The following is a 22,875-nucleotide window of genomic DNA, read 5'->3' as shown; positions in this document are numbered from 1 at the left end:
GAACTGCCCGTGCAAAGCCGATCACAGGCTCATAGGGTGAACCGGAGGAAACGATCTGACGCTCCAGGCGTTCCATATACTTTCTTATTCTCCTTAATTTATTCAAGAAAGATAATTCTTCTCTTGATTAAGAAAAAAACCAGCCAAGATAAGGGCCTTGAGGCCTTTCAGCGTAGAGAGGGACCTGTGCGGCGGACTGTCACGGTACCAAGATTGGTATGGAGCTGGAGATTGGCCCGAGGCGGCTCACCGACAAGCGTTTGCCCGAACTCATTGGTAACGCTGCCCAGGTTGGAGGAGGCTGCCAGAAGCAGCGGTGTGTCGGACGGCAAGCTGACATCAATCGTACCCGCGTTGGTCGTCATCTGATAGTGACCTCCGGGTTCCAAGGCGCCGCCAAAAGAGATGGCTCCTGCATTCGTGTGACAGTAAACCTGTCCACAGAGCCGACTCTGCTGCACAGTGATGGTCCCAGCATCAGTCTCCAGGCTCGACCGATCTTCAAGCGTCGCCTGCAACACGGTAATCGTACCCGCATTCGTTTTGACCGTCAACCGTCCCTGTCCGCCCAGGATCTGGACAGAGCCAGCGTTGCCCTCGATCTGCAGGTCGCAGATAGCAGGCACGCTGATATCCAGCCGAACGTAGCCCAGGTTCGCCGGCGAAAAGGGGTGCTGGTAGAAGCTCGAAACCGCAACACTGACTGTGTTCTCCTGCTGCTGGCAGTCGACAGTCAGCTCGTCGCGCCCGCCCCAGAGACCGCTCAGGTACTTCGTCGCCAGGATTTCGATCGTATTGGTGTGGCTTCCTCCACAATGAATGGAAATGGGGCCAGCGGGATTGCGAATAATGAGCGTTGGACGCCCTGTGACCTCGAAGCGGCTGATGGGTAGAGTAACCGCCCGCCTAAAGCCCCAGAGGACCACGACAAATCCCAGTACGATGAGAGCGACCAGGGCCAATGCCAGGCCGAGTAGATTGTTGAGATAGCTGACAAAGAGACTGCCGATAATCACTATAACAACAATGATCAGAGTAAGCTGCCAGGCCGGCAGAGAAGAGGAGCCTGGTTGCACTTTTCCAAAGGCCTCGTGGCCTTCATAGCCCGCATCAAAAAAAGAGGGCGCAGGATAGCGGGGCTCCCCCTCGGCTTGGGCTTGCCCTTGTTCTTCACTCTCCGGCTTTGGCCCTTCAACCGGCGGAAACATCATCTGCTGCTGGCTCATAGCCGGTTTCTCCCCCTAGCTTCCGTCTTCTTCTCTTTTTACTTCGTCTTTTCACAGAACCCACAAGGGAGAGCGATCTGAAGTCGCTGACCCTCTTGCAGAGTTCCTCGCCCCTGCCACTGCCGTAGCGAATACGCGAGGCTGGGAGAAAAGTTGCAAAGCCAGCAGAGCAGTAGACTATCTTCTCAGAGCAGTGGCGGGTCAGAGCAGATGGATAGGCAATCGAGCGAAGCAGAGGTCGATGAGAGCGCCTCTGACCCGGTCCACAGCCAGATTGTCCCGGCTGGCGGTGGAGGAGTATAATCTGTCAGGGTGAGGGCCGCTGCTGCTCCCTGTTGGCTGTGCTGTCGGCATCACCCCAAAGGAAGACGCGAGCTAAAAGGATATGTTTCCGGCATGATACAGACACTCCCACTGGTGCTTTCAATTGTCATGAACGAGCTGGCCATCGGCTCGTTCCTGCTGCTCTACGTGCTGGACTGGCGTAGTGAGGTGCGGCGCAGCTTTCTACTCTTTTTCACCATCATCTATCTCCTCTTCACCGCTCTCACCTATCTTTTCCAGCAGAGCTTCTCCTCCCAACCATTGCTGGATAGCTTTGAGCGACTCGACAAGCAGTGGACTGGCTATGCCAGCCCGGCGCTGCTGGCCTTTCTACTGCTACTGCTGCCCTATTTGCTCTTCCTGATCCTGGACCGGCGAGCCGGAGTAGATGGCAAAGAGAAAGCAGCTCAAGCCGGGGAAGGGCAATTTTCTGTGGTACGGGTCCTGCGACTGGTAAGCGGCGGTCTGGCTTCAGTGGCTGGTTTGCTCATGCTCTTTGTACTGGGCATGATTTACCGCCCACTCGCGCCCTCGCCGCTCGGGGAAGCCCTGACCGTTGTGAGCTTCTTTATAGCGGCCCTGGCTGTCGGCGGCGTGATGACCTCGATGTGGCTCGGCCACTGGTATCTTGTCACGCCAGCCCTGAGCGAGCGCCCGCTCCTGTTCAGCACAGCCGTGGTGCTGATTGCCATTGTGCTTCAGATTCTCCTGACGCTGGTCAGCTCTACTGTAGCCGGCCCTGCCACTTCAACCGCCGCCACTCATGCAGCTCAGGCCACGGCGACAACCATAGCCAGTCCGACGCCTGCACCAACCGTCTCAGGCGCTTCTGCAACCGTCAAGCCGGCCAGCGTTCCGACGGCCAGTCCTTTGAGCATGGACGTTCTCGGCTGGCTGCGCATCCTGCTCGGCTTCGCCTTCCCGCTCGTCCTGGGCGCCCTCACCTGGAAGCTGGCGCGTGAACGCTCTTTCCAATCGGCCACGGGCATGCTCTACTTGATCGTCGTCATGACGCTGGCAGGCGAGGTTTTGGCCCGCGGCATGTTCCTGAGCACACTCTGAGGTGTGGCCGGCGGGATCTGTCGCGCCACAAATCGCCCAGATCGAGCACAAGCCAACAAGGAAGTCACCAGATCGCGGGTGCCTCACAAGGCAGGGTGAGAGCGGCATCCTGGCAGGACGGATGCCAAGCTCTCACCCTGTTTCTGCACTCAAGGTCCCTTGCAGACCCGGCGTTGATCCTGCTTTAGCTGAGACGAACCCTGTCCGCTGCTCAGCCGAACCGGGCCGCTGGCCCAGGGTCTAGGACAGACAAGCAGACAGACAGGCTGGTTTCGCCTCGCAGCCTATATTTTCGGCCTGGTGCTCTGGCTAGAGGGCTTGCTGTTCAGCGGCGCGACGTGCACGCTCGCGCTCCTTCAGCTCGCGACGGAGAATCTTCCCAGAAGCTACCTTGGGAATGGAATCGATGAATTCCACCAAGCCCAGGCGCTTGTAACCGGCCAGGCGTCCATTGACAAAGGCGATCAGCTCATCGGGCGTCACACTCTGACCTGGACGCAGGACGACAAAGCCTTTGGGCACCTCGCCGGCCTCGGGATCAGGTACGGGGATTACCGCCGCATCCATGACCGCAGGATGCTCCAGGAGCAGGGCCTCGATCTCAGCGGGGGCGATGCCAAAGCCCTTGTACTTGATCATCTCTTTCTTGCGATCAACAATGTAGGTGTAGCCGTCTTCGTCGACATGGCCGATGTCACCTGTATAGAGCCAGCCGTCGCGCAGCGTCTGAGCCGTCTCCTCGGGCGCCTTCCAGTAGCCTTTCATGACCTGGGGACCACGAATGATGATCTCCCCATCCTCGCCGACCGGCAGCTCGCGCGTGCCGGTCTCGATGTCGACAATTTTCTGCTCGGTATTGTGCACGGGCAGGCCGACGCTCTCCAGCCGTACCAGAGCCGGGTCCTTTGGCTGAGCATGGGTGAGCGGCGAGGCTTCGGTCAGGCCATAGCCCTGGACGACCTGAATGCCAGTCTTTTCCTGCACTTTGCGCGCTGGCTCCGGTGCCAGCGGGGCCGCTCCGGAGAAGATGTATTTGACGCTCTTGAGCTTGCTCAGATCAATGGGAGCATTGGCCAGCGCCAGGATAATCGGGGGGACTGCAAAGTAGTAAGTTACATTATATTTCTCGCATAGCTCCAGAGACTGGAGCATATCAAAGCGCTCCATAATGATCTGCGTGGCTCCACAGGCCAGGAACCCCCCAGTCAGCATGACGCCGTAGATGTGGTAGAAAGGCAGGAAGAGCAGAGCCACATCTGTGAAGGTTGTCTGGAGCGCCGTGGTGAATTGCAGGTTATTGGAGACCAGATTGCGGTGTGTAAGCATCGTTCCCTTGGGCAGGCCGGTCGTGCCCGAGGAATAGGGAAGCGCCAGCAGGTCATCAGGATCGATCGGGACCGTCGGCGGCGCCTTCGGCGAGGACTCGCGCAGCAGGCGCCCGAAGGGGATCGCCTGGGGCATGCCCTCGGGTACGTGGCTCCCGGTAACGATAACATGCTTCAGATTGGGTAGCGACTTCTGCGCCAGAACAGCCTGCAGCAGTGGCAGTAACTCGCGCTGCACCAGGATGGCACTGGCCTCCGAGTTCTCCAGTTGATAGGCAATCTCGCGCTCTTTATAGGAGGGATTCATCGGGGACACAACCAGACCGATGGAGGCCGCGGCGATGAAGGTGATGGTATATTCTGGCCGATTGAGGGTAAATATGCAGAGCCGCTCGCCTTTGCGTAGTCCCAGATTGTACAGTCCATTGGCAATGCAGTTCACCATCGAGACAACCTCTCGATAGGTCAGGCTGAGGTCATGGTAAATGATAGCCCGCCCATCGGGGTTACGCTCCGCCGCCCTGCGCAGCAGGTGATCATAGGGAACTTCCGGGAACTCGACGGGGGGTCTGAACAACTCGGGAGCAAACATTTTCTCTGGCATGCTTCAATCCTTTCTTGACCCGGCCCTGGGTCTCAACTGCAATGCAGAATGCAGATTCTCTTGCAAGCAGTAACAGCAGGAGAAAAAAGCTACCGGGTGTTGAAGCGACGCGGTAGCCAGGTTCTGCTCAGCTTCGCTGCTTTCGCAGGCTTGTATAGTAGCATACTCCAGACATGCGAGCTGGTCAATACAGCATTCGTTCTGGTTTCATACATTTCGAATCATCAGCAGGTGAGGATAAGCTTCCTTCCCTTGACGGGGGCAGCTTGACACCCTATAATCCTCTCAAAGAAAGCGATGTTAGCCAGTGCTCGGTGAGGCCACAGGCAGCACCAGGCACTGGCTTCCGTCCAGAAAGGACCTGCTCCCCCCTATGGATGCCGAGCGGGGCGCGGCCTCGTTCTCTCTCGACTGGCCAGTGAACGGCTTTTTCCCACAGCTGCGAGCGCCTCACAGCTTGGCAGTGGCAGATCTACGCGATGCTTCCTTCGCTGTTAAGCTGGCGGCCAGCACGCTGGCTGGCCTGGTGAACGGGCCACAGCCACAGCTCTACCTGGTAACCTACGACGATGATCTCTTCTGGCTGCAAAGCGCCATTACCCCCTGGTCCGTGCAGCTGGAAAGACTGGAAGCACAAGGGGAGACCTTGCTCAGGGAGCTGATCGCTCGCTTTCAGGCGCGCATCGCGGGCTTCATTGTCTATGATCCACAGCACCCGGCCAGCATCAATGTGGCGACTACGCTGGCCGGTATCCAGGCGGGAGTGGTGGCAGCCCCCGAGCTGCTGCCACTGCTACAAGCAGCTGGAGAGAAGCCAGTGTTGAGGGATCTGCGCCTTTCACGCTGGGAGAGTGAGAGCCTGGCCTATCGCTGGGCAAGAGAGATCAGCCAGACCCAGCGATCGCGACGATCCCTGGCCGGTATGAATCCAGAGATTGCCAGCGGCTTGCGCTCCTTCCTGGTAGCTACGCGTACTTTCGTCCACTGGCTCGATTCGCGTCCCTGGCGGCCCTCCGCAGGCCAGCAGCGCCAGCTCCTGGAGGAGCTGCTCGCAGAGCTTCTCCCCGGCAGCATCCATCTGGGCTGGTTCCCGGACGAGGGAAGCGGGGTAACGCTGGCTTCAGAGCGGGCCGTGGCGGTCCTGGCAAGCGATCATTGCAGCAATCTAGAGATCTGGACTGCTCTGCAGCCGCCAGCGCTGATCGAACGCCTCCAGGCCCTGGCTCAGCGCTATCGCCGTCAGCAGGATGAGCGCCCGCTGCCGGCCCTGGAGCCACGCGTCTATCTGTCTTTGACAATCAGTGACGGCGATAATCTGCAATACGCGCAGCATCGTATGCTGCATCTGTGGCGCGATCCGGCCCGCGGCAGATTCCCGCTCGGCTGGACGATCGCACCAGCACTCCTGGAGGCCGCTCCCGCTCTGGCGCTCTATTATCTGGAGACAGCCAGTCCCCAGGACGAGCTGATCGCCGGCCCCAGCGGTGCCGCCTACATGTTCCCATCGAGCTGGCCAGTCGCTCAGCGACCAGCCTTCCTGGAGCATAGCCAGCGCCTGCTCTCTGGGATGGGCCTCTCTCTCCTGCAGGTGCTCGATGGCGACTGGCGTCAGCGGCTGGGCCTACCGCTCCCGGCTAGTATGCGCATGGCTAATGTTGAGGAGCAGCGTGCCTTTATCGAGGCCCTCCGGCCCGCCGGGCTGCGTGGCCTGCTCACAGGTGCTGGTGGCCTCACCCTAAGCTATAAGAAAATCATGGGCGTGCCCGTCTATCATAACCTGGGCCTTGTCAGCAGCAGGTCTCAGCTGGTGCATCTCGTCAGAGGAATGCAGGCCACGCATCGCCGGCGCCCGCTCTTCCTCCAGCTCTATGTGCTGGCCTGGCGCCTGACGCCCAGCGCCCTCTGGGAGGCTTTGCAGGAACTGCGTGAGATCGTTTCCCCCGTGACCCCAGGCCAGCTTCTGCAGCTCATTGCTCAGCAAGGAGCAAGAGGAGCAGAATCGTGATGAGTTCTCAGCGCTACCATTATCCATCGCCTGGCTGCTACCGCCAGGCGCCTGGTCTATGTCTGCTAGAAGGGACAGATGGCCGGCCAGGGGGACTGGTTATCGCTTCCTACCCGCTGCGCGTCTTGCGCCTTGGCCAGCAAGCCTGGCGGTTGCTCAACCTGTGCCGTCAAGAGCGCAGCAGCGAGGAGTTGGTTCGCCTGAGTGGACTTACTTCCAAGCGGGTGACCATGCTCTGCCAGCAGCTCAGCGCCAAAGGACTACTGGAGGCCGGCCCACCCCTACCGCCGAGGTCGTGGCCAGGTGTTTCCGTGATCGTACCCACCTGCAACCGCGTCCACCAGCTTGAGCACTGCCTGCAGGCCATCCTTGAGCTGCGCTATCCATCGCAGGCGCTGGAAGTCATCGTGGCCGATGACGCTTCGCACGATCAGACGCCGGCTCTGCTCGCCCGCCTCGCCCCAGCTTTCGCCAGTCGTGGAGTAAGACTGCGCAGTCTACACCACACCCGGCGCCAGGGAGCCGCTGGCGCCCGCAACAGTGGCGCAGCCGCAGCTCGCTACGACCTTCTGGCCTTCGTCGATGATGACTGCGTGGTAACGCCAGACTGGCTCACCACTCTGGTACCCCTTTTCGCCGAGGCCAGGGTGGCCGCCGTCGGCGGTCAAATCCGCGCTTACGAAACCGACAGCGCCCTGGGACGTTATGAGGACGTCCGTTCCTCGCTCTTCATGGGCTTGCAGCCGCAGGAGGTACGCTTGAGTGGGCCACTCACCTATCTTCCCACAGCCTGCTTGCTCGTGCGTCGCGAGGCCTGGCAGGCTCTGGGCGGTTTTGCTCCCCTGAGCTGCGGCGAGGACGTTGATTTCTGCTATCGGCTGCTCGCTCAGGGCTGGCACATCCGCTATTGGCCCGCTCCCGAGAGCGTGGTCTACCATGACTATCGCACCCGCCTTGGAACGTTCCTGGGGACGCGCGTGCGCTATGCCTCTGCCGAGGCTGTGCTCCAACAACTTCACCCACAACAGCGCCGGATACTGTTGCTCCCACCCCGGGAGGCAAGTTTTGCCGCCCTGACACTTGGCAGCCTCTGGCAGCTCTTTACCGCACTTCCCCTGGGTAGCCTTTTGCGGACCAGGTCACAGGGTCGGCATCGCCCGAGCAGGACAGGGCAGGCGCTCCTCTCGCTCTTACTGGCGCTTTTGGCTCTGCTGCTGCCCGGAGCCAGCACCTGGCGTCGCCGTCAGGCTGCCCGGCTTGCTCGTCTGCCGCTGACAGCCTGGCAAATCTGGCAGGCCACGCTGCGCAGTTACCTGGCCTACACCTACCACCTTTGTCGCCATCTGACCCGCTACTATACCCTCGCACTACTAGCCGCGGGCCTGCTCTTTCCACCGCTTTTGGTGCTGGTCGGCCTACTGCAAGCCGTGGTGGTAGGCGTTGATTACACGCGCCTGCGCCCGCGCCTGAGCCTGTCCGCATTCGCCCTCTACTCTCTGCTAGAGGATTGCGCTTACGCTCTCGGCCTGCTGCTCGGCTGCTGGAGGCAGCGCACCTGGCGGCCATTGCTAGCTGTGATAAAATGGAAGGATGCCACAGTTACCCAACTTGCTCAACCAGCTGAGCCAGGCCCACCCTCTCTATCTTCACCTGAGCAACGATAGCCTTGAAAGGAGGTGACGCAGGCAGACGATGGCAGGAAGACTGGAACCTGAATGGGGTTTTATTGAAGCGCGCGGTACGCGACTTTACTACGAAGTCGCCGGACGCGGCCATCCGCTGGTCTTGCTCCACAGCGGCTTGCTCGATCATCGCTCCTGGGACCCGCAGTTCATGGAGTTCGCTCGCTACTACGAGGTCGTACGCTACGATCTACGCGGCTTCGGTCGCTCGGCGATGGGCAACGTCGAGTACTCGGATGTCCGCGATCTTTACGATGTACTCAACGATCTGGCCATCGACCGGGCCTACTTGCTGGGCCTGTCAAGGGGCGGCAGGGTGGCCATCGATTTCGCCCTGACCTATCCCGAGATGGTCGATGCCCTGATTCTGGCCGCCGCCAACATCAGCGGCTACGATAACTATATGCCAGAAACGCTGGAGCGCGGGGAGCGCATCGCCGCCGCAGCCCGGGCGCAGGATAAGGAGCAGCTCTATGAGCTGTGGGCCACTGATCCGATGATGCCGCACGAGGACGAATATCCAGAAGCAGCACAGCGCTACCGCGAGCTATTGCGTGACTACAGCTTTGTGCACTACCTGAATCCAGCGCCCAGCGAGCAGATCAGGCCACCTGCCCTGCAGCGTCTGGCTGAGATCCGCCAGCCGACCTTGATTCTGATCGGAGACGAAGACTCGCTGGAGATGCAGGCCCAGGCTGACCTACTTGAAGCCGGCATCATCGATGCCAAGAAGGTGGTTATCCGCGGCGCGCGCCACATGCTGAACCTCGAACGCCCCGAGACCTTCAACCGGGCCGTGTTGACATTTCTACGCAGCCTGGAGCGTCGCTAGGCAGGCAGCGGCAGGGCCAGCAGCGACACGACAACACAACAGGAGAGAGAGACGTCCTGCATCCCGCACTGCATGCTGTACGTCTGTCAAGCACCGCTCCCTCAGAGCAGTGCTCAACCTGACCTGACCTGACCGCCGCTGCCTCCTGGCAACGTTTCTTGAATGTCTCGTTCCTTGCGCTCGTTTCCTCATGATCTGCTGCGACTGCAGGGCTGTTATTACCTTTTGCCTATTCTTGTCGCGGGAGAGCGCTCCCCTAGATGGCCGCCGACGAGCACGGGGCCTCAGGCGCAGCGAGCACGCACTCGGGGTCGCGCACTTGGAGGCTGCGCTGGACGAACCATTTGGTGGCCGGGCAACCGCCATGACAGAGGTCGTAGCGCACGCAGCCGCCACAGGAGCCAGCTCCCATTTGGCGGTAGAAGGCAAAGACCGGCGAGTGCCGCCAGATCTCACGAAAACTCTGTTCATGCAGGTTACCAGCCTCGAACTCGGGTGTCTGGAAGAAGGCGCAGGGATAGACCTCGCCTTCGGGGCAAATACAGCAGGTGGCCGTCGCCGCACCACACATATCCAGCCCCGCCAGACGCTCGCCGAAAGCATTCAGGTGGAAAAATGAATCGGCGGTCAGCACATCGGGATGCTCCCGCAGCCAGGCCACGAAGCTGCGATACTGCTCGCGCGTGGGATGTAGCTCTTCCCATACCGCGCGCCCCCGACCAGAAGGACGCAGGCGCGTCACGCGCAGTTTGGCGCCAAAGTTGCCGGCAATCGCATAGAGACGATCCAATTCGGGGAAGCTATAACGCGTCAGGACACTATTGACGGTTAAACTCAGGCCCTCGGCAGCCAGACGCTCCAGGCCACGCATGGCTCGCCGAAATGCGTCTTGCCCACGAATGCGATCATTGGTCTCAGGGGTGGCACCATCCAGGCTGACCTGAAAATAAATCGGCTCCAGAGCAGCCAGGCGTCGAGCACGCTCAGGTGTGATCAGCGTGCCATTCGTGCTGACGCACATCACCAGGTCACGCTCGCGGCAGCGCTCCAGCACGCGCCAGATGCCTGGATACATGAACGGCTCGCCCCCCCCAAAGTGAATCTGGAAGACCTGCATCTCGGCCAGCTCATCGACCACAGCCAGCGCCTGCTCTGTCGTCAGCTCACGCGGACGACGCTTCCCCGAGGAGGAGAGACAATGCACGCAAGTCAGATTGCAGGCAGCCGTGATCTCCCAGGTGACCGTGATTGGCGCCGAGAGTCCCCCTTGCAGGAAACGCTGCGAGCCGCTGGCCTGCGCGGGCGAGGGCGAATCACCAGTCTCGGCAAAGGCAGCTCTGGCCAGGGGATGAAGAGCGCCAGGCTCCGCCCGCCTCTGGCTTCCCATCCCCTCGTGGCGACGTCCATGAAACTGTACGAATTGGATCATGCCTTTCTGCTCCTTCTTCTACGAGTGCTCCGCTTGGCAGCTCGTGGCTGTCCCGGCCCCCCGTAGAGAGGCCGGCGCCCAGACAATCATCGCGCATTGCTCGCTCTACTCAGCCGCCGTCGCCTCAGGTGCTGCCTTGTTGGCGACTACCTCGGCCTCTAGATAGCCGCGTTTCCGCAACTCATCGAGTGCCGCCAAGAGGCGAGCCCTGGACCTTGCGGAGGAGACTCGCTGTTCGATGGCCGCACTGAGATCGCCAGCAAACTGCTCTCGCGCTAAGAGGAGCAGATCAATCAGATGTGGAGAATTGACGAATGAGAGCGTTCCTCGATCAGCACAGCCATACTTATAGAGGATGCCGCCAAAGGCCTCGCGCCGAATCTTGACCTCCGGTAGCAGACGATAGCGGTAGCCCGCCGAATGTGCTGTCATGGTCATAGCAGTCCTTCTTTCTACCTGCTGGTCAGGCAGATAGGCAGCCTGTCTACAGCGAAGGCAGGGGCCTGGTGACCCCTGGCTCCCCAACTCCCAAGCCAGCTCGCTTACTGCGCGAGCGGACGCAGCGAGAACGGTATATAGAGGAAGCATACTCAGAGATCTATCCCAGCGTCAAGGCCGCCGGCCCGAAGCGTTAGATACTGTAGGGGAGAAAGGGCAAGACCCCGTCCACAGCTCCCCTTTGTTAGCTAGAACACTTGGCAGACAAGACACCGCGTGCTACACTTGCCTGGATCTTACCTAACAGCAAGCAAGATCAATAGAAGAGACACAACAGGCAAGAGAGCACAAAAACTGTTCCGAGACAGACGCAAGGATCGAACGTCATGAATATCAATTCGGCCATACGCCGTCTCAACCAGATCTTCATCGTGCTCTTCCTCGGGCTGAGCCTTGGGCTTGTCTACTGGCAAGTGGCAGTTGCGCAACAGGTCACTTCGAATATTCATAATATTCGCCAGTGCATGAAAGACCATGCCCCGGTACGTGGCAAGATCTATGACCGCAACGGGGTACTGCTGGCCGAGTCCAAGCCGATTGACCCCAACAACCCTTTTAAGGGGGTGCTTTGCGGCTACCAGCGCCATTACTATCTGGATGGCATGCCCTCGCTCGCCAATTTGATTGGCTTCTATATCAGCCCACTCTTTAATTCGACAGGAATCGAGCACGCCTTTGACGACTATCTGAGCGGGCGGGCCGGCTTAACGGAACTGACCAACAATCTTAACCTGATCCTCCACCGTCCTCCGGTGGGTGATAATATCTACCTGACGATCGATACGCGCATTCAAAAGATTGTCGAGCGCGATTTCGATAAGTATGCACCTAGCTACAACCCGCCTGTGTCAGAACTTAAGATCGATAACGAGAACGTTTTTGCCACCAACCGCGGCGCGGTGATCGTCACCGATCCTCATACGGGGGAGATTCTGGCCATGGTGACGCGCCCGACATACGATAGCAATCGCGTGGCCGCTGGCGACCTGGCCTACTATAACCAGCTCCTGCGCAATCCAGATGCTCCGCTGCTGGAGCGCCCGATCCAGGGCCAGTACGTGCCTGGTTCGGTCTATAAGGCGATGACCTTGCTGGCCGCGCTGGACACCGGCACCTACCAGCTGAATACGCCTTCCTTCGACTACCAGCACGCAGTCGGGCCGGTGACGATCGGTGGCGAGGTCTTCTCTCCCCAGCTGAGCAATATCTACCGCGTAAGCTATGCACGCACGTTCCCTGTGAGCATGAATATGGGCTTCTCTCACTCGGATAACGTGATGTTCGCCGTTATCGGCTCAAAGCTGGGGGCAGACACCTGGTTGGAATATAATAAACGCTTCTACGTAGGCCAGGATATCCCCTTCGACTTACCAGTTGCTCGGAGTTCGGTCCTTCCACCCAACGGGCAACTGCCCCCAAACTTGCTAGCCGAGGACTCCTTTGGTCAGGGCGTGGATCTTGTGACGCCGATGCTCATTTCATTGATCGATGACGCGATCGCCAACAACGGTCAACTGATGCGCCCGATGCTGGTCTCACGTATTCAGGCACCAGATGGCACCATCATCAAGTCGATGTCGCCTCAGACGCTGAGTACGCCGATTTCAGAGCAGACGGCCACCTCCGCCCGCGAAGCAATGTACGGCGTGGTGCGCTGCGGCTCAGGATCGGTGATTCCCGAACTCTACAGCTCCCCCTGGAATATTATCGCGAAGACTGGCACTGGCCAGGTCGGTGGCGGCAAGGCCGCCCACGGCTGGTTGATGACCCAGGCGCCGTACCAGGACCCGCGCTTGACTATTGTGAGTATGCGCGAGAATGCTGGCGAGGGCGCCAACGTCAATGGTCCAGCAGTGGCAGCGATGTATAACGACATTTATACCAGCGTGTTGAAACTGCAGCAGCCGGCCCCCGCCGACCCCTCGGTGCCGTACTGCACACAGCACGGCCTGTGGACCTAGTCATGGCTTAGATCTTGCCGGCTTTGTAGCTGATGGCGTCAGGCTCCGCGCCTGGCAGGATGCTGTTGCTCCTGGCCTGGTGTGGAGCCTCTTTCTTCACTGACCGAGAGCCTTCCTCGGACAGGCCCCGTCTGCGCTAGCCTGCCTGGCCTTGCCTGCCGCCCTCAAGGATGGTATCCTTGAATAAGACCGGCATGAGCCAGTCGAGAAGAGAAAGAGAGGCCGCTACCAGGTGCCTGCAAGCTTTCGTTTCTCTTTCCCTGGCTGCGACGCCTCAGCAGGCTAGCCCTAGAAGGAGCAATAGCAAGCATGGAGTTCCTCTTTGAGCACGACCGATACTTCCCAGAAGCAGAAGAACAGTCTGCCTACAGTCAGACAGAGCCAGTGCTGCCCTCCTCGCTGGTGGATGAGCAGACCACAGGAGCCGAGGCCGAGGAGGAGTTTGAAGAGGAGCTGATTATCGAGGACTTCACGATCGATGGCATCTGCGGAGTCTACTAGCCCGGCGGCTGGAGGGCGCTTTGCCGATCGCGTCGTTCTGATCACCGGTGCAGCGCGCGGCCAGGGTCGCGCGCATGCTCTGGCTTTTGCCCGCGAAGGGGCACGCCTGGTGATCTGCGATGCCTGCCGCCAATACCGCAGCGTCCCTTATCCGCTGGCCAGTCCCGAGGAGCTGGCTGCTGTGGCCAGGGAGATTGAGGCCCTGGGACGCCCGGTGATTGCCGCTCAGGTGGATGTGACTGATCTCCCAGCAATGGAGGCCCTGGCTGAACGCGCTCGCCGGGAGTTGGGACCGATCGATGTGGTGGTGGCCAACGCCGGCCTCTATTCCTTCGCTCTGAGCTGGCAGATGACAGAGGAGCAGTGGGATGAGACCATGAACGTCGACCTCAAGGGCGTCTGGATCACCTGCAAGGTGGCTATTCCTCAGATGCTGGAGCGGCGCCAGGGGAAAATCATCTGCATCGGCTCTACGGCCAGCTTCAGAGGCATGGATCACCTGGCCCACTACGTGGCCGCCAAGCACGGGGTGATCGGTCTGGTGAAGACGCTGGCTCGCGAGCTGGCCCCCTACAATATTAATGTCAATGCCGTCTGCCCCACCAGCGTGGCCACCACGATGTGCCTCAACCAGGCCCTCTACGACCTCTTCGCCGGCGGCCCCGGCCCTCAAGCCACTTACGAACATATGGTCAGCCAGATGAATCAGATGAATCTCTTCAGCGATCGCAATCTGCTGCCGCCCGAGGACGTGAGCGCCGCCGTGCTCTGGCTGGCTTCCGATGAGGCGCGACACTTAACGGGCTGCGCTCTGCCCGTTGACGCCGGTTATTTGACTCGTTAGAGCAATCCTCTCTTTCTTTTGTTTCTCCTTCTTTTTCTTTAGCGATCTGTTTTGGCTTCAAGGCTTCTCCCGCAGCGATAGAAAGGCGCTAGGGACGAAGCACCCACCAGCGCGGTTGCAGGGTAAAAGCTTTTTAGCTGGTAGCAAGCGAATTTCGGCAGCGAACACAAAGGTGGGCAACGGCCTGAAGCGTTGCATGCAGTCTTGCAAGCCCCAAGGCAGGCTCTTGTGCACTATCACGCCTGGACCGCGCACAAGGGTACTTCGTACAGTACAGCGTGCACTACCATGTGTTGGGTCGAGGTTCGTCGGCGAGGGCGGGTAAGGGGACCCTGCAGACCGCGCTGGCTTTCTAAACCTGGCAAGGCAGAGCGCCGCTATGCCAGCCAGGCCTCCAGGTTGTCGGGCTGGCGTTTCCCTTCGGGTGTGAGCAGCACGAGATGACGCCAGGGATCACGCACAGCAATGATCTCGCCGTGGCGCTCGATCGGCCAACGTTCCCTTTCCAGGCGCTCAGCCACCCTCTCGATCTCCGCCCGCGTGGGCAACTCGATAGAGAAGAGGCGCAAGCCAAGGCTACCTTCAGGTGGTGCAGGCGCACCACGGCTCTCCCATGTGTTCAGGCCAAGATGATGATGATAGCCGCCCGCCGAGACGAAGAGCGCTCCTGGCATGCGAGCAGTAACCGCCAGACCGAGTAGTTGATGATAGAAGTGCTCCGCCTGGCGCAGGTCAGCCACCCGCAGGTGGACATGACCAATGGTGGTGCCCGCTGGCAACCCCCGCCAGGGCTGCTTCTCTAGCTCTGCTTGCCCTTCAGTGAGCATGGCCCGCAGATCAATGGGGTCGGTGGCCATCGCCACCTGCCCGTTTTGCCAGTGCCAGGTTTCGCGAGGACGATCGCGATAGATTTCGATGCCGTTGCCTTCAGGATCGGAGAGATAGAGAGCCTCACTGACAAGGTGGTCTGCATAGCCCCCGAGAGGGTAGCGGCTGGCCGCTAGTTGAGCCAGCGAGCGCGCCAAGGCTGGTCGCGAGGGGACCAGAATAGCGAAGTGGTAGAGGCCAGTGCTCCAGGACGGTGGTCGCGGCGCTTCAGCTTGCTCAATCAAGAGCAGCAGCGGCTGCTTCTTGATAGTCGGCTCTTCTGCCTGGCCCTCCATATCAGCCGCTCCTAGCCAGATCTGTCGCTCACTTCGGCCAATCAGCTGAAAACCAAGGACCTCTTCGTAGAAACGCCGTTCCCGCTCCAGATCGGCTACCGTCAGGGCAACCAGGCCGATGTGCGTGGTGGCGGGCAGCATATCTGCTGCATTGATAGTGGTGTTCTCTTGCTGCTCTTTCATCGCTGCTGCACGGCCCTGAGCTGCTGCGCCGTGCCCTCCTTTACTTGCTGACCGACTCTACTACTACAACCAGCTGTCTAAACAGGGGCCATCACCAGTGCGTAGAAAGGGTCCTTCCCTATGCTCTCCCTCGTGGCTGCCCTTCTCTTCTCCCTTGCTTACAAAAAGTAAGGGAGAAACACAATAGTATACAACATGGAAAGGGAGGGCACAAGGCTAGCAGACCGAGCCTGTCATGGGGTTTATCGCCGGGTTTTGTTGTGGGTAGACAAAGAGCGGCCATTTGATTGCCCCAGAGTGACATTGTAGAACAAGCATCCTTTCCAGTATACTTATGGATGATTGTATTTGTCGCTGACTTGGGCAGCCAGTCCGGGCGCCGCGTCGGCCCGGGGCTCTCAGCGTTCGCAAGAGAAGAGAGGACTTCAACGATGAAAACCAGAACCGCCGTCATCTACGAACCTGGTACCCCCATCCGCGTTGAAGAGATCGAACTTGACCCGCCCAAAGAGCAGGAAGTGCTCGTACGCATGGTAGCCGCTGGCGTCTGCCATTCCGATTATCACGTGGTCAAAGGAGACCTGCCAGCCTACTTACCAATGGCTCTCGGACATGAAGGGGCCGGCATCGTCGAGCAGGTCGGTCCTGGCATCAGCGACCTGAAGCCGGGCGACCATGTTCTCATGAGCTTCATTCCCGCCTGCGGCAGCTGTCCCTCCTGCGTCTCCGGGCACAGCAACCTCTGCGACAAGGGGGCGGGCACGCTGAGCGGTCCTTTGCTGGACGGCACCTTTCGCATGCACGGCGAAAAGGGCGATATTGGCCAGTTCTGCTACATCGGCAGCTTCAGCGAATACACCGTTGTGCCCGCCATGTCGGTGGTCAAGATTGCCGATTACTATCCCCTGAGCCGGGCCGTGCTCGTGAGCTGTGGCGTCCCCACCGGAGTCGGCTCCGTCATCCATCGGGCCCATGTCACCCCCGGCAGCACCGTGATGGTCATTGGCTGCGGCGGCATCGGCATGAACATTGTGCAGGGAGCGGCTATCGCCGGGGCGCGTATGATCATCGCCGTTGACATCCATGATTTCAAGCTGGAGAAGGCCAAAGAATTCGGCGCCACCCACACTATCAACTCCAGCCAGGAAGACCCTGTCAATAAGGCTCTGGAATTGACCTGGGGCGTCGGCGTCGACTATGCCTTCGAGGCGATCGCCACACCGGAGACCATTGCCCAGGCCTTCAACGCCACCGCCAAGAATGGGACCGTGGTAGTGGCTGGTCTCTCGCCTTTCCTGGCCCAGGCCATTCCCATCTCTCCGCTCAATATGGTCCTCTACCAGAAGACCCTCATGGGTACCATCTTCGGCGATTCGCAGCCGCGCAACGATATTCCTATGCTGCTGCGCATGTACGAGAGCGGTAAGATCAAGCTCGATGAGCTGGTGACGCGAACCTACAAGCTGGACCAGATCAATGAAGCCTACGACGATCTGCTCGCCGGGCGGAACATTCGGGGCGTGATCGAGTTCAGCTAGTCCGCCTTTACTCGCGGCTTCCTGACCCAGCAGGAGCACCTGCTCTCAACGGAGCAGACAAGTCAGCACTGACTTGCCTGCTGGCAGAGGTTCACCTGGAGGACAAAACCGGCTCTGTATCCTTCTCCCGTCCCGAACCCGAGGAGGATGCAGAGCCATGCCATACTGAACACGTGCCCTGCTTCTTTCATGTCTATTATCCATCCTCTTTCTTTCCAGCAAGAGAGACCCAGCACTCGCGCACGGCTCCTCGCCTGCCCCGCTCTGTTGGGTGGCTAACTACCCCGAACAGGGTTCAGTCTGTTGTTAGCTGGCTACTAGTAAAAATTCGCACCGATCACGTACAATAACTCCAGTGGAGGCGTGATTGTCTGTCCCGACTGCCGCCGTCAGAGACGACTGCCCCGCGAGCGGGCAGCGGGCGAGAGACGAGGCAGCAAGCAAAGGAGCAAGGACCATGAAGCACCAGGAAGCTGTCATTGTTGCAGCGGTTCGCACCCCCATTGGCATCGGCAAGCCTGACAGAGGGAAGCTCACCGGCATCCGCCCCGACGAGCTGGCCGCTATGACTCTGGCCGAAGTTGTACGCCGGGCCGGCGTTGAGAAAGGGCTTGTCGAGGATGTGATCATGGGCTGCGTGACCCAGATCGGCGAGCAAGGCCTCAACATAGGGCGGGTCGCCCCCCTCATCGCCGACTTTCCCGTCGAGACCTGCGGTGTCAGTGTGAATCGCATGTGCGGTTCCAGCGAACAGGCTATTCATTTTGCCGCCCAGGCCATTATCTCCGGCACTATCGACGTCGCCATCGCCGCTGGCGTTGAGAGCATGAGCCGCGTTCCAATGGGTTCGGACAAGGCTGGCGCCAGCTTCAGCGAGAAGCTCATCGCGCGCTACCCGTTGGTACCCCAGGGCATTTCTGCCGAGCTGGTAGCAGAGAAGTGGCACATCACCCGCGAAGAGGCCGACGCCTTCTCGTTAGAGAGCCATCGGCGTGCAGCCGCCGCCACGGCAGAAGGACGCTTCAAGCCGGAGATTATGCCGATCGAGGTGACCCTGCCCGATGGCAGCCGCGAAGTCATGACCAGCGACCAGGGTATTCGCCCCAATACTTCGCTAGAGCAGCTCGCCGCCCTTAAGACCGTCTTCAAGCCCGATGGGATCATTACTGCGGGTAACTCCAGCCAGATCAGCGATGGTGCTGCCGCTGTCCTCTTGATGTCCGACAGCAAGGCCCAGGAGTTGGGACTCAAACCCCTGGCGCGCATTGTGGCGATGGCCACAGCTGGCGTCGATCCTGTGCTGATGCTCAGTGGCCCCATTCCCGCTACCCGGAAGGTCCTCAAGAAGGCCGGGCTCCGTCTGGCCGATATCGATCTCGTAGAAATCAACGAGGCCTTCGCTTCTGTGCCGCTGGCCTGGGCCCGCGAGCTTGACCCCGATATGAGCCGTGTCAACGTCAATGGCGGAGCCATCGCCCTGGGCCATCCCCTGGGCGCCAGCGGCGCTCGCCTGATGACAACGCTCGTCCACGAGCTGCAGCGCCGCGGCGGACGCTACGGTCTACAGACCATGTGCATCGGTCACGGCATGGCGACAGCCACGATCATTGAAAGGATCTAGCCTATGCTCGATTTTGCCCCCACCGAAGAGCAGGAGGAGATTCGCAAGCTCGCTCAGAGCATCGCCCTTGATCATCTGCGGCCCCACGCCCGCAAGGCCGAGGCAGAACATGACAGCCCCAATGAGCTGCGGCTGACTCTGGCCCAAACTGGCCTGACAACTCCTTTTCCCGAGGAATATGGCGGCTCTGGCCCCCTGGAAGCGGTAACCTATACCCTGATCGCCGAGGAGCTGGCCTACGGTGACCCGGGGCTGGCGCTCAATATCGTCGGTTCCCTGATGGGGCCACTCACAGTCTGGCTGGCAGGCAGCCGCGAGCAACAGGAGCGCTACCTGCCCACCTTTGGCGATTCTACCAGCGGCTACTTGCAGCGCGGCAGCCTGGCGTTCGCCGAGCGCACCGGTGGCTATACTCTGGCAGATATCCACTTGCAAGCACGTCGCACCAGCGATGGCTATCTCCTTAACGGCACCAAGCGCGACGTTGTGCATGGTCAGCGCGCTGATCTGCGCGTGGTCCTGGCACGCCTATCCGAGCATGAGAGCGAGAGCCCCGAGGGCAAACTCTGCGCCTTCGTGCTTTCCGGCGCCCAGGAGGGACTGAGCATTCAGGCCGAGGAGGAGAAGCTGGGGTTGCAAGCTGCTCCCAGCGCCACCTATCTCTTCAACCAGGCTCAGCTGCCAGCCGAGGCTCTGCTTGGTGAGGCAGGCAGTAGCGGCGTTGTGCGCGCTGCGACACTCTATCAGATCCTGCGCGCCGCTATCGCCTGCGGCACCGCGCGCGCCGCCTTCGAATATTGCTCGGCCTACGCTCGCGAACGCATCGCCTTCGGACGCCCGATTGTCTCTTACCAGGGCATCGCCTTCATCATCGCCGAGATGGCTATGAAGCTCGACGCTGCTCGCCTCCTTACCTGGCGTGCCGCTTGCTCGTGGGATCGCGGCGAGGCCGATGAGACGCTGATCCACGAGGCAGAGAGCGCCCAACGGCAGGCTGTCAAAATGGCTCAGGCGGCCACAACGGATGCGATTCAGGTCATGGGTGGCGCTGGCTTTATGCAGGACCACCCCGCCGAAATGTGGATGCGTGATGCAGCCGCGATGGAGTGATGCCCCATGATCGATTTTACTCTGAGTAAAGCGCAACAGGCGGCCCGCGACTACGCCCACCAGGTGGCCCTGGAGGAGATGCGTCCGCTCTCACTGGAATGCGACCGCACCGAAGAGATTCCTGAGTCGTTTTTCTGGAATATGCAGCGTCGCTACTGGGGCGGCGCCGCAGCTCAGGCACGGGCCTACGGCCAGGATGAGGGTGTCAAACAGGAGAACCTGCTATCCGTGATCTCCCAGGAAGAAATGGCCTGGGGGGATGCGGCTCTGGCAACGGCCATCCCTGGGCCGGGTCTGGCGGCCCCACCGATTCTGTCGCAGGGAACACCCGAGCAACAGGCCCGCTTCCTGAGCATTTATATGGACGGCCAGCTCCACTGGGGTGCCCTGGCTCTGACTGAGCCAGGCATCGGCTCCGATGTGGCTGGCATGTCGACCACCGCCGTGCTCGATGGCGATGAGTGGGTCATTAATGGCCACAAGCACTATATCACCAATGGCGCCCGCGCCGACCTGATCGTGACCTTCGCTACGATCGATAAGCGGCTGGGACGCGAAGGCATCCGTCCTTTCGTGGTTCCTAAAGGCACCCCGGGGCTGATCGTGGGCCGCATTGAGAAGAAGATGGGTCTGCGCGCCTCCCAGACGGCAGAACTCATCTTTGAGAATTGCCGCATTCCCAAGGAGAACTTGCTCGCCGGGCGCGGAGAGAAGAAAGAGGGCTTCAAAGCCGCAATGGGCACACTCGACGCCACCAGGCCGATGGTGGGCGCACTGGCAGTAGGCATCGCCCGCGCAGCCTACGAGGCAGCTTGCGAGTGGCTACGCGAGGAGCTGCCCGCCGGCTATCCTCCCCACAAACGGCGCGCCTGGGAGGAGGAGCTAAAGGAGCTAGGCCAGGAGATCGAGATGGCCCGTTTCCTGGTCTGGCGTGCCGCCTGGATGGCCGACCGCCGCATTCCTAACTCAAAAGAGGCTTCCATGAGCAAGGCTTACGCCGGCGCTTTGGTCATGAAAGCCACTGCCACAGCAGTGCGCATCACTGCTCCCGGCGAAGAGAGCGAGCGAAAATTGCTCATCCAGAAGTGGTTCCGCGACGCTAAGGTCTTCGATATCTTCGAGGGCACTGCCCAGATTCAGCGCCTGGTCATTGCCCGGCGCCTCTTCCCCAACATTGATATTCCTTAAGTAAACAGGAGAGAGGGAGGAAGACGGGCTTGAGCTGTTGAATAGCTGATCAGCCAGCTGTCTGGCCCGTCTTCCTCTCGCTGTCGTCCGGCCCCAGCAGCCCACCGTAGGCAAAAAAAAACGGCACTGCCGAAAGCCTCCGATCCTGTGCGATCCGGCCTTCCCGTCCTGGCCCGCGGTCGGTCGGGAAAGGCAGGAACCAGCGAAAGCAGCTTCTTGCGCTCTCCGCCAGTACACTGCCTACCGCCTCCCTCGTGCTCATGGGCACTTTCTTTCTCTGCCGCGCCGTCCAAGATCAGTTGGCCAGCGCTCAGTTTCCCCGAACTGGCCGGGCCGAGGCCCTCCGACATGTGCCGCCTTTTTGACCTTAGCGCGTGGCTCCTTCCTCGTCGAACTGCTCTTCTTCGTCCGACGGGTCAAGCATTTCTTCGTCAAGCCACTCGTCCAGGTCGCGATAGTCGCGCTTGACGAGGCGACGCCGCCCCTCAAGTTCGCGCTCGCGTTCCCGCTTGAATTTGAAGCGGGAGCGCTTCATGTCAATGCGCTTGTCACGCAGCTTTCCTCGCACGCTCTCACCTCCTCTCTACACGGGATTGGCACGAATTGAACCAGACACCACCGGACAGAGGCCTTAGCGTGACATCCCTGCAACGCGCAAACCTCTCCGTCAGCGCAGGCCGCTTCATCTTGTGTACAGAGTGCATCTCAGATCAGAACAAAGAGCCAATCTGGTAAGGATAGGAGTAGAGGAATCGTGCAGCATGGTAAATGCCAGGCCCATACCGTCCTCACATCATCAGAGCAGCGAACCTTTCCCTTCCTGGAGGAGAACTGAAGACACAACGGGAGGAGACACAGGGGAAGCCAGCAGCCGGCATCTACTTTCCCGGTCAGCCAGGCTCTGTCGTCGATAGGAGGGAACCTTCATCATTGTCGCACCCTCACGAGGGTTGTCTTCCGTAGAGTAGACCTCCTCGTAGGCGTCATTCCTGCGCATGGTTCCTGCACTGGACTGAGAAATAAGCATAAAAGTCTGAGAATGAGTGTACCTACAGGACCTCTAAAAGTCAAGAGCCTCTTCGCCGTTCTTTCCTTTCCATCCTGCCAGTTCAGCCCGCCGCTCTCTGTCTACCTCAGCCATTGGCCACTACAGCGGGTGGGGAGAGAAAGGCGTCCAGTCGAGTACCATCCAGGCGGGAAACACGCCAGGCACCGCTGACCTCCGCGATCAGCGCGAAAGGGAGCGTGCTCCCGCCCTTCTGCCTCAGTGCGGCTCAGGTGCGATAGTTCCAGCTATCCGTCAGAAAGATTTTTAGCAGCCCGCGGGCGATCAAGGCTGCGATCACCACCTCGATCACAATCATCGTGATCCACAGCCAGGCCAGAGGAATCCCCTGGTGAGCCGCCGCGGATTCCGTATTAAATGAAGTTGTCACCAGTAGAGTGATTAAGAGTACTAGAGGCACCAAGAAAAGGGCCACCGAAGCCAGAATAACGAAGGCCGGAATGGCAATGCGCCACCAGCCAGAATCTTGCAGGCTCTCCGTCTTTGCCGTGCCAAAGGCATGGCGCTCTTCCGTTGGCTGCCCCGTCGTTCCCGTGGGCTGGGAGCCAGCGCCTGTGGTGGCAGCCTGCTGTTCCTGTGCGCTCATCGAGAAACCCCTCTTTCCATAAGGCGTGATGATGGCTGGTTTCAGTATACCATATCACCGCGCCAGTACCATCGCATTACACCGCCCGTTTCTTGCGCAATCCAGCCCAAGAGGTTATTCTCCCTCT

The 22,875-nt window shown here is 60.0% G+C and carries 18 protein-coding genes; 11 read left to right on the top strand and 7 right to left on the bottom strand.

Annotated elements, in window-relative coordinates; genetic code table 11:
• Window positions 1–167: 167 nt before the first annotated feature.
• Window positions 168–1,226, bottom strand: a complete 1,059-nt coding sequence (locus IRZ31_RS04500; protein WP_297150137.1) for a hypothetical protein — start codon at window positions 1,224–1,226, stop codon at window positions 168–170.
• Window positions 1,227–1,622: 396 nt separating this feature from the next.
• Between IRZ31_RS04500 and IRZ31_RS04495 the strand changes: the two genes are divergently transcribed.
• Window positions 1,623–2,612 (top strand): hypothetical protein, encoded by a 990-nt coding sequence (locus IRZ31_RS04495; RefSeq protein WP_297150134.1) that lies wholly within the window; start codon window positions 1,623–1,625, stop codon window positions 2,610–2,612.
• A 309-nt stretch (window positions 2,613–2,921) separates the two neighbouring features.
• Here IRZ31_RS04495 and IRZ31_RS04490 read toward each other — a convergent pair whose 3' ends face one another.
• Window positions 2,922–4,541, bottom strand: a complete 1,620-nt coding sequence (locus IRZ31_RS04490; RefSeq protein ID WP_297150131.1) for an AMP-binding protein — start codon at window positions 4,539–4,541, stop codon at window positions 2,922–2,924.
• Between the two features lie 373 nt (window positions 4,542–4,914).
• On the opposite strand from IRZ31_RS04490, the gene IRZ31_RS04485 reads away from it, so the two are divergent.
• From IRZ31_RS04485 to IRZ31_RS04475, 3 genes are read left to right on the top strand one after another with little or no spacing between them, the layout of a single operon-like run.
• The gene (locus tag IRZ31_RS04485) at window positions 4,915–6,546 is read left to right on the top strand and encodes a GxGYxYP domain-containing protein (RefSeq protein ID WP_297150128.1); all 1,632 of its coding nucleotides are present in this window, start codon (window positions 4,915–4,917) and stop codon (window positions 6,544–6,546) included.
• The gene (mftF, locus tag IRZ31_RS04480) at window positions 6,546–8,210 is read left to right on the top strand and encodes a mycofactocin biosynthesis glycosyltransferase MftF (RefSeq protein ID WP_297150139.1); all 1,665 of its coding nucleotides are present in this window, start codon (window positions 6,546–6,548) and stop codon (window positions 8,208–8,210) included. The genes IRZ31_RS04485 and mftF overlap by 1 nt, the downstream gene beginning before the upstream one ends.
• A 28-nt stretch (window positions 8,211–8,238) precedes the next feature.
• On the top strand, window positions 8,239–9,060 hold the full coding sequence (locus tag IRZ31_RS04475; protein ID WP_297150125.1) for an alpha/beta hydrolase: 822 nt from the start codon (window positions 8,239–8,241) through the stop codon (window positions 9,058–9,060).
• Between the two features lie 256 nt (window positions 9,061–9,316).
• Here the strand turns inward: IRZ31_RS04475 and mftC are convergent, their stop codons facing one another.
• Window positions 9,317–10,489, bottom strand: a complete 1,173-nt coding sequence (gene mftC, locus IRZ31_RS04470) for a mycofactocin radical SAM maturase (protein ID WP_297150122.1) — start codon at window positions 10,487–10,489, stop codon at window positions 9,317–9,319.
• Window positions 10,490–10,594: 105 nt separating this feature from the next.
• Window positions 10,595–10,927: a mycofactocin biosynthesis chaperone MftB gene (mftB, locus tag IRZ31_RS04465; protein WP_297150119.1), complete on the bottom strand. Its 333-nt coding sequence runs from the start codon at window positions 10,925–10,927 to the stop codon at window positions 10,595–10,597.
• 386 nt (window positions 10,928–11,313) lie between these two features.
• On the opposite strand from mftB, the gene IRZ31_RS04460 reads away from it, so the two are divergent.
• The 3 genes from IRZ31_RS04460 to IRZ31_RS04450 all read left to right on the top strand — a co-directional run bounded on the left by IRZ31_RS04460 (window position 11,314) and on the right by IRZ31_RS04450 (window position 14,293).
• A complete protein-coding gene (locus tag IRZ31_RS04460; RefSeq protein ID WP_297150116.1) occupies window positions 11,314–12,948 on the top strand; it encodes a penicillin-binding protein 2 in 1,635 nt (544 codons plus the stop codon).
• A gap of 309 nt (window positions 12,949–13,257) precedes the next feature.
• Window positions 13,258–13,449 carry a mycofactocin precursor MftA gene (gene mftA / locus IRZ31_RS04455; protein ID WP_297150082.1) on the top strand — a complete coding sequence of 64 codons (192 nt, stop codon included), beginning with the start codon at window positions 13,258–13,260 and terminating at the stop codon, window positions 13,447–13,449.
• Window positions 13,427–14,293, top strand: a complete 867-nt coding sequence (locus IRZ31_RS04450; protein ID WP_297150079.1) for a mycofactocin-coupled SDR family oxidoreductase — start codon at window positions 13,427–13,429, stop codon at window positions 14,291–14,293. Before mftA ends, IRZ31_RS04450 begins: the two co-directional genes overlap by 23 nt.
• Window positions 14,294–14,670: 377 nt before the next feature.
• Here IRZ31_RS04450 and IRZ31_RS04445 read toward each other — a convergent pair whose 3' ends face one another.
• On the bottom strand, window positions 14,671–15,639 hold the full coding sequence (locus IRZ31_RS04445; protein WP_297150076.1) for a VOC family protein: 969 nt from the start codon (window positions 15,637–15,639) through the stop codon (window positions 14,671–14,673).
• 431 nt (window positions 15,640–16,070) lie between these two features.
• Between IRZ31_RS04445 and IRZ31_RS04440 the strand changes: the two genes are divergently transcribed.
• The 4 genes from IRZ31_RS04440 (at window position 16,071) to IRZ31_RS04425 (ending at window position 21,096) form a co-directional block, all read left to right on the top strand.
• The gene (locus IRZ31_RS04440) at window positions 16,071–17,177 is read left to right on the top strand and encodes a Zn-dependent alcohol dehydrogenase (RefSeq protein WP_297150073.1); all 1,107 of its coding nucleotides are present in this window, start codon (window positions 16,071–16,073) and stop codon (window positions 17,175–17,177) included.
• A 457-nt stretch (window positions 17,178–17,634) separates the two neighbouring features.
• Complete coding sequence (locus IRZ31_RS04435; RefSeq protein WP_297150070.1) at window positions 17,635–18,798, top strand: thiolase family protein; 1,164 nt, start codon at window positions 17,635–17,637, stop codon at window positions 18,796–18,798.
• 3 nt (window positions 18,799–18,801) lie between these two features.
• Window positions 18,802–19,908, top strand: coding sequence for an acyl-CoA dehydrogenase family protein (locus tag IRZ31_RS04430; RefSeq protein WP_297150067.1), 1,107 nt, complete (start codon window positions 18,802–18,804; stop codon window positions 19,906–19,908).
• Between the two features lie 6 nt (window positions 19,909–19,914).
• Window positions 19,915–21,096 carry an acyl-CoA dehydrogenase family protein gene (locus tag IRZ31_RS04425; protein ID WP_297150063.1) on the top strand — a complete coding sequence of 394 codons (1,182 nt, stop codon included), beginning with the start codon at window positions 19,915–19,917 and terminating at the stop codon, window positions 21,094–21,096.
• A 367-nt stretch (window positions 21,097–21,463) separates the two neighbouring features.
• Here the strand turns inward: IRZ31_RS04425 and IRZ31_RS04420 are convergent, their stop codons facing one another.
• Both IRZ31_RS04420 and IRZ31_RS04415 read right to left on the bottom strand, forming a co-directional pair.
• A complete protein-coding gene (locus IRZ31_RS04420; RefSeq protein WP_297150061.1) occupies window positions 21,464–21,664 on the bottom strand; it encodes a hypothetical protein in 201 nt (66 codons plus the stop codon).
• Between the two features lie 706 nt (window positions 21,665–22,370).
• Complete coding sequence (locus IRZ31_RS04415; protein ID WP_297150058.1) at window positions 22,371–22,748, bottom strand: hypothetical protein; 378 nt, start codon at window positions 22,746–22,748, stop codon at window positions 22,371–22,373.
• Window positions 22,749–22,875: the final 127 nt, after the last annotated feature.

It is taken from the genome of Thermogemmatispora sp. (assembly GCF_019683635.1).
In the GTDB taxonomy this organism is placed as follows: Bacteria; Chloroflexota; Ktedonobacteria; order Ktedonobacterales; family Ktedonobacteraceae; genus Thermogemmatispora.
This window is presented reverse-complemented; position numbering and strand designations above follow the sequence as displayed.

Excerpts from the sequence above, each read along its gene's own strand:
- IRZ31_RS04500 (WP_297150137.1), bottom strand. The coding sequence starts at position 1,226 with ATGAGCCAGCAGCAGATGATGTTTCCGCCGGTTGAAGGGCCAAAGCCG.
- IRZ31_RS04495 (WP_297150134.1), top strand. The coding sequence starts at position 1,623 with ATGATACAGACACTCCCACTGGTGCTTTCAATTGTCATGAACGAGCTG.
- IRZ31_RS04490 (WP_297150131.1), bottom strand. The coding sequence starts at position 4,541 with ATGCCAGAGAAAATGTTTGCTCCCGAGTTGTTCAGACCCCCCGTCGAG.
- IRZ31_RS04485 (WP_297150128.1), top strand. The coding sequence starts at position 4,915 with ATGGATGCCGAGCGGGGCGCGGCCTCGTTCTCTCTCGACTGGCCAGTG.
- mftF (WP_297150139.1), top strand. The coding sequence starts at position 6,546 with ATGAGTTCTCAGCGCTACCATTATCCATCGCCTGGCTGCTACCGCCAG.
- IRZ31_RS04475 (WP_297150125.1), top strand. The coding sequence starts at position 8,239 with ATGGCAGGAAGACTGGAACCTGAATGGGGTTTTATTGAAGCGCGCGGT.
- mftC (WP_297150122.1), bottom strand. The coding sequence starts at position 10,489 with ATGATCCAATTCGTACAGTTTCATGGACGTCGCCACGAGGGGATGGGA.
- mftB (WP_297150119.1), bottom strand. The coding sequence starts at position 10,927 with ATGACCATGACAGCACATTCGGCGGGCTACCGCTATCGTCTGCTACCG.
- IRZ31_RS04460 (WP_297150116.1), top strand. The coding sequence starts at position 11,314 with ATGAATATCAATTCGGCCATACGCCGTCTCAACCAGATCTTCATCGTG.
- mftA (WP_297150082.1), top strand. The coding sequence starts at position 13,258 with ATGGAGTTCCTCTTTGAGCACGACCGATACTTCCCAGAAGCAGAAGAA.
- IRZ31_RS04450 (WP_297150079.1), top strand. The coding sequence starts at position 13,427 with ATGGCATCTGCGGAGTCTACTAGCCCGGCGGCTGGAGGGCGCTTTGCC.
- IRZ31_RS04445 (WP_297150076.1), bottom strand. The coding sequence starts at position 15,639 with ATGAAAGAGCAGCAAGAGAACACCACTATCAATGCAGCAGATATGCTG.
- IRZ31_RS04440 (WP_297150073.1), top strand. The coding sequence starts at position 16,071 with ATGAAAACCAGAACCGCCGTCATCTACGAACCTGGTACCCCCATCCGC.
- IRZ31_RS04435 (WP_297150070.1), top strand. The coding sequence starts at position 17,635 with ATGAAGCACCAGGAAGCTGTCATTGTTGCAGCGGTTCGCACCCCCATT.
- IRZ31_RS04430 (WP_297150067.1), top strand. The coding sequence starts at position 18,802 with ATGCTCGATTTTGCCCCCACCGAAGAGCAGGAGGAGATTCGCAAGCTC.
- IRZ31_RS04425 (WP_297150063.1), top strand. The coding sequence starts at position 19,915 with ATGATCGATTTTACTCTGAGTAAAGCGCAACAGGCGGCCCGCGACTAC.
- IRZ31_RS04415 (WP_297150058.1), bottom strand. The coding sequence starts at position 22,748 with ATGAGCGCACAGGAACAGCAGGCTGCCACCACAGGCGCTGGCTCCCAG.